Here is a 6,585-nt window from a genome sequence, read left to right on the forward strand (position 1 = left end):
GGTCTACCAGGAGCAGGTGATGCAGGTGGCCCAGAAGGTGGGGGGCTACTCGCTCGGCGGCGCCGACATGCTGCGCCGCGCGATGGGCAAGAAGAAGGTCGAGGAGATGGCCGAGCACCGCTCGATCTTCGCGGCCGGTGCAGCCAAGAACGACATCAGTCAGAAGTTGGCCGACGAAATCTTCGACTTGATGGAGAAGTTCGCGGGCTACGGCTTCAACAAGTCGCACGCAGCTGCCTATGCCTTGCTGGCCTATCACACGGCCTGGTTGAAGGCGCACTACACCGCCGAATTCTTCTCAGGGAACATGAGCGTGTCGAGTGACGACACGGACAAGCTCAAGATTTTCCATGACGATGCCACGCAGAACTTCGGCATCACCTTCACGCCGCCCGATGTGAACCAGGGCGAGTGGCGCTTTGTGCCCACGGGCAACAAGACCATCTGCTATGCGCTGGGTGCGGTCAAGGGTACAGGGCAGGGCGCCATCGAAGCGCTGGTGCGCGAGCGCAAGGAGAACGGGCCCTTCAAGAGCTTCTTCGATTTCTGCGCGCGCGTGGACCGCAAGCTGGTCAACAAGCGCGTCGTCGAGGCCCTGATCAAAGGAGGCGCGTTTGACTCGCTGGAGCCGCATCGCGCAGGCCTGTTGGCCAGTGTGGGCCTGGCCTTCGAGTACGCTGACACGCTCGTGGCCAACGCCGATCAAGGCGGCCTGTTCGACTTCGGTGACAGCCATGCGGCCTCCACCAACGAGCCCGAACTGGTGCCTACCGAACCGTGGACGTTGAAGGAACGCCTGTCGCTGGAAAAGACCGCGATCGGCTTCTACCTGTCTGGCCACTTGTTTGACGAGGCCGAGTCCGAAGTGCGGCGCTTTGCCCGTCAGCGCATCGGTGACCTCAAGGACAGTCGTGATCCGCAAGTGGTCTCAGGCATCATCAGCGAGTTGCGCATCATCAACGGCACGCGCGGCCGTGTGGCCATCTTCAAACTGGACGACAAGAGCGATGTGATCGAGGCGGTGGCCAACCAGGACACGCTGGACGCCAATAAGGACCTGCTCAAGGACGACGAACTCGTCATCATCCAGGGCAAGGTGCAGACCGATCGCTTCTCGGGCGGTTTGCGCCTGAACGTGCAGCAGGTCTTCAGCCTGGCGGCGGCGCGTTGCCGTTACGCGCGCTTCGTGCGGGTGCAGGCCAAGGATCAGAAGTTCCCCATTGCCGATGTGTTGCGGGAGTTCCCGGCGCGGCGCATCGAGGCGCCTCAGCCAGATCTGCCTGACACGGTGCAAGGCTTGCCCGTGCGCGTGATCATCGAGCGGCGCACGCTTGATATCGCCGCGCGTGCCGAGATGGAGTTGGGCGATGCAGCTCGCGTGTACCCCAGCGACCAGGCCATGCAGCGCTTCAAGGAGCTGATGCCGGAGGCGCAGGCTACGGTGGTGTACGGCGAGGGCTGATCTTCGGACCATTCGCGTGGTGCTTGCAAAGCGTAGAATGCTGTATGAAAATACAGCATGTCGATCGTGCAGCCCCTCCCTGATCCGCGCAAGCTGAGTGCGCCTCGCAAGGGGCGAGGCACGACGACGCAGATTGCGCATCGCTTCGAGGGGGCGCAGCGTGAAGTGGATGAACACGTCGAGCTGGCTCCACCTGGTGATCACGCTTTGTGGGGCGAGGATGACGTGGCGGCCCCCGTCCCGACGCAGGTCACGCCCGAGCAGGCTCGCAGCATCCTGTCACGCAATGATTCGCCGGACATCCCGTTCACCTGGTCGATCAATCCTTACCGGGGTTGCGAACATGGCTGCATCTACTGCTATGCCCGGCCTACTCACAGCTACCTGAACTTGTCGCCTGGGCTGGATTTTGAAACCCGCCTGATGGCCAAGGTCAATGCAGCCGACCTGTTGCGGCGCGAACTGGCCCGCCAGGGGCACGAGCCATCGCCCATCAACATTGGCTCGGCGACCGATCCCTATCAACCCGTCGAGCGCGAGTGGCGCATCACGCGTGGCGTGCTGGAGGTGCTGCATGCCTGTCAGCACCCTTTCACCATCGTGACCAAGAACAGTGGTGTCGAGCGCGATCTGGACATCCTCTCCGTGGCAGGGGCCCGCAAGCAGGCCTATGTGATGATCAGCATCACCACGCTGGACAACGATCTGTCCAGGCGGCTGGAGCCACGTGCTGCGGCCCCCCTGCGCCGCTTGCAGACCGTGCAGAGGCTGGCGCAAGCTGGCGTGCCGGTTGGCGTGAATGTCGCGCCCATCATCCCTTTTCTCAATGAGCCCGAGATCGAGCAGATCATTGAGGCGGCCGCCCAGGCCGGTGCCATGAACATCCACTACACGGTGGTGCGCCTGCCTTGGGAGGTCAAGTCCTTGTTCGAAGAATGGCTGATGCACCACGTGCCGGACAAGGCCGCACGCATCATGGCCCGGGTGCGCGAATTGCGTGGCGGCAAGGACTATGACGCTGACTTCAGCTTGCGCATGAAGGGGGAAGGCGTGTGGGCTCGCTTGATCGCGCAGCGGGTTCGCAAGGCGGCGGCGCGCCATGGCATGGGGCGCCTGGCGCTGGAACTGGACAGCAGCCGCTTTGATCGCAGCGCCTTGCACCAGGAGGACGAGGTCCAGCTGGGCTTGTTCTGATGGGTGTGCGCCTTACTGGATGATGGGCATGTCCTGTTCGACGGGCTTGTCGCCGTCGAACAGATGCTCCACTTCGCGGTCGCCCAGACGGCTGTCGCCATCGTGTTCGTCGTCTTGCTCGTCGGTGGGCGATGTCACCACAGGCAGGGGGTCAAGCGATCGCCAGGCGGGGGTGCTGATGAGTGCGCTGGTCACCAGGCCTGACATGCGCGCCGTCCACCAGATGGTGCCGATCGACAGGCTCAGCCCGGACGAATACGTGGCGATTTTGGTCAGACGGATCGGGGCGCTGCCACTGTCGTTGTCGGCGGTGTCCGCATCGGCCAGACGGCCGGCGGGCAGGGCGTGCGTCACGCTGCTCAGCGGGGTGAGCGACAGGTTGATGTCCGGTGCGTGTTCCAGGTTGGGCTTGATCAGGTCAAGCAACTGCATGACCGAGGGTGCGTTGGCCACGGTGGACATGGTGGACGTCACATAGGTCCCTGCGGGCGGTGCGAAGAAGATCTGCCTTGCGGTACCGAACGTATCCGAGAACCTGCCAGGTGTCCATGCGCTGTTTGTCAGCTGATGAAGCAATGCGCCAACGGATCCCGTCTCCGTGCTTTCGGTGACGTCGGTCTCGGACGGCGGTGCCACCACAATGGGCTCCTCACGACCGGGCTTGGGTTCGCTGACCTTGCCTGGCTTGGGCGTGCTGGTGTCGCTGTCGTTCTTGTTGGTGGTGTCGACCTTGGGGGGGGGGCTGTCGGTGTTGGAGGTGTTGCTGCCAGGGCCCATGTCCACAAGGGGTGAAGAAGCCTGGATGCTCATCACGCGCACATTGCTGCTGTCGGCTTGCCCATCGAAAGCCACATAGCTGAAGCTGTCGCTGCCCACATAGCCCGCATTGGTGGTGTACGTCACCTGGCCGCTGCCGCTGATGCTCAGTGTGCCGTGCTGGGGGCCTTGCAACACGCGAACGGCCAAGGTGTCTCCGTCTGGGTCGCTTGAACCGTTGAGCAGTGTGCCGCTGCTCCAGGATGCCGATGGTGCAGCGTTGGCTGTGAGTGTGATGGCACTCATGACCGGGGTGTCATTGACCGCAGTCACATTAATGGTGGCAGTGGCACTGTCGCTGAGCGCCGTGCCTGCGCCGGTATTGCCCAGATCGTTCACGGTCAAGGTGAGGGTGTCGGTCGGCGAGGGGGCATCGTGGTTGTTCGCATAGCTGATCGTGCCCGTGCTGCTGCCAGACAGCAGTTGATTGATCTGCGCGAGCGTGCCCGTGATCGACACGGTGTTGCTGCCGGACCCCGTGATGCTGATCCCGGCATTGCCAGCGCTCACGTTCAGAACGCCATGGCCGACAGACAGTTGAGCCTGAACAGTGCCGCTCAAGGCGTCAGGGTCGGCGATTTGAATGCCGGTGCCGTGGAGTGTCAGGCCAACCTTCTCTGTGGCGTTGTAGTTGCCCAGGGTTATCTGAGCCGTGGGGGATTCGTTCACGCCTGTGACCGTGACGGCAATGGCCTGAGTGTCCGTGTTGGTGCCGTCGCTCACTTGAACGGTGACGTCATAGACGTTGTTGCCGCCTGCATCGGTGGGCGCTTCGTAGTTGGGTGCCGATACGAAGGTCAGGACGCCTGTCGACGAGTTGATAGAGAACTTGCTGGCATCGGCACCGCCGGTGATGCTGTAGGTCATCGTGGTGCCGTTGTCCGCATCGGTGGCAGCGATGGTGGTCACGGCCGTGCTGTTCTCCGCCACGTTCCTCGTGGCAGACGCGCCACCACCATCGCTGGTGATGACAGGGGCGTTGTCGTTCACATCCGTGATCGTGACCGCAATGGCTTGTGTATCCGTGTTGGTGCCATCGCTGACCTGGACGGTGACGTCATAGACGTTGTTGCCACCCGCATCAGTCGGCGATTCGTAGTCAGGCGCAGATACAAACGTCAACACGCCCGTCGAGCTGTTGATGCTGAACCTGGCCGCGTCGGCGCCGCCCGTGATGCTGTAGGTCAGCGTGGTGCCGGTGTCCACATCGGTGGCGGTCACGGTGGTGACAGCGGTGGCGTTTTCGGCCATGTTCTTCGTGGAGGAGGCAGCGCCGCCATCGCTGGAAATGACAGGCGCATGGTCGTTCATGTCCGTGACGGTGATGGCGATGGCCTGCGTGTCGGTGTTGGTGCCGTCGGAGACTAGAACGGTGATGTCATAGACGTTGTTGCCACCCGCATCAGTCGGCGATTCGTAGTCCGGCGCAGACACAAAGGTCAGTACACCAGTGGACGAATTGATCGAGAACCTGGCCGCGTCGGCCCCACCGGTGATGCTGTAAGTCAGCGTGGTGCCTGTGTCTAAATCGGTGGCGGTGACCGTGGTGACGGCCGTGCCGTTCTCTGCTACGTTCTTCGTGGCGGAGGTGCCACCACCGTCGCTCGTGATCACGGGCGCGTTGTCATTCACGTCCGTGACGGTGACGGCAATGGCTTGCGTATCGGTGTTGGTGCCGTCGGATACTTCCACGATCACGTCGTAGACGTTGTTGCCGCCTGCGTCAGTGGGTGACTCGAAGTCGGGCGCTGAAGCAAAAGTCAGTACGCCCGTTGAGCTGTTGATGCTGAACTTGGCTGAGTCTGCGCCACCAGAGATGCTGTAGGTCAGTGTGGTGCCGGTGTCCGCATCGTTGGCGGTCACCGCGGTCACAGCGGTGCCGTTCTCGGCCACGTTCTTGTTAGCCGATGCCCCACCGCCGTCGCTGGTGATGACGGGGGCGCTATCGTTCGCATCCGTGACCGTGACGGCAATCGCTTGCGTATCGGTGTTGGCACCGTCACTGACCCGGATGGTGACGTCATAAACGTTGTTGCCGCCGGCGTCAGTTGGCGATTCGTAGTCAGGAGCCGACACGAAGGTGAGTACGCCGGTGGATGCGTTGATCGAGAACCTGGCCGAATCTGCACCGCCGATGATGCTGTAAGTCAGGGTGGTGCCACTGTCCACATCGGTGGCGGTCACGGTGGTGACGGCCGTACCATTCTCTGCCACATTCCTGGTTGCGGACGCTCCACCACCATCGCTGGTGATGACGGGTGTGTTGTCGCTCACATCCGTGACCGTAACCGCAATGGCTTGTGAATCCGTGTTGGCGCCGTCGGAGACCTGAACCGTCACGTCGTAGACATTGTCTGCGCCAGCATCGGTGGGGTTCTCGAAGTCAGGAGCCGACACAAAGGTCAGGGCGCCCGTAGATGAGTTGACGGAGAACTTGGCGGCATCGGCGCCGCCGATGATGCTGTAGGTCAGCGTGCTGCCGGCGTCCGCATCGGTGGCGGTGACGGTGGTCACAGCGGTGCTGTTCTCAGCCACATTGACGGCGGCTGAGGCGCCACCACCATCGCTGGTGATGACGGGGTTGTTGTCGTTGACGGCGGTAACCGTGACCGCGATGGACTGGGTATCCGTGTTCGTGCCGTCCGAGACCTGGACGATCACGTCGTAGACGTTGTTGCCGCCTGTGTCTGTGGGTGACTCAAAGTCTGGCGCGGATGCGAAAGTCAGCACACCCGTCGAGCTGTTGATGGAGAACTTGGCGGCGTCCACGCCACCAGAGATGCTGTAGGTCAGCGTGCTGCCGGCATCCGCATCGGTGGCCGTCACAGTGGTGACTGCGGTGCTGTTCTCAGCCACATTGACGGCGGCTGAGGCGCCGCCGCCATCGCTGGTGATGACGGGGTTGTTGTCGTTGAGCGCAGTGACCGTGACGGCGATGGCTTGTGTATCGACGTTGGTGCCGTCTGACACTTCCACAATCACGTCGTAGACATTGTTGCCACCGGCATCGGTAGGCGACTCGAAGTCGGGCGCTGAAGCAAAAGTCAGTACGCCCGTTGAGCTGTTGATGCTGAACTTGGCTGAGTCGGCCCCGCCGGAGATGCTGTAGGTCA

The 6,585-nt window shown here is 62.3% G+C and carries 3 protein-coding genes; 2 read left to right on the top strand and 1 reads right to left on the bottom strand.

Going from position 1 to position 6,585, the window contains the following annotated elements; translation table 11 throughout:
- The coding region (locus HY836_RS18735) for an OB-fold nucleic acid binding domain-containing protein (RefSeq protein ID WP_367114730.1) at window positions 1-1,462 on the top strand (1,462 nt) is incomplete at its 5' end.
- A gap of 57 nt (window positions 1,463-1,519) precedes the next feature.
- Window positions 1,520-2,656 carry a PA0069 family radical SAM protein gene (locus tag HY836_RS18740; RefSeq protein WP_290679477.1) on the top strand — a complete coding sequence of 379 codons (1,137 nt, stop codon included), beginning with the start codon at window positions 1,520-1,522 and terminating at the stop codon, window positions 2,654-2,656.
- Between the two features lie 12 nt (window positions 2,657-2,668).
- Here HY836_RS18740 and HY836_RS18745 read toward each other — a convergent pair.
- Window positions 2,669-6,585: cadherin domain-containing protein (locus HY836_RS18745; RefSeq protein ID WP_290679479.1), on the bottom strand; the 3,917-nt coding region annotated here is incomplete at its 5' end.

Origin of the sequence: Aquabacterium sp., from assembly GCF_016234775.1 — a bacterium.
Lineage (GTDB): Bacteria > Pseudomonadota > Gammaproteobacteria > Burkholderiales > Burkholderiaceae_C > Aquabacterium.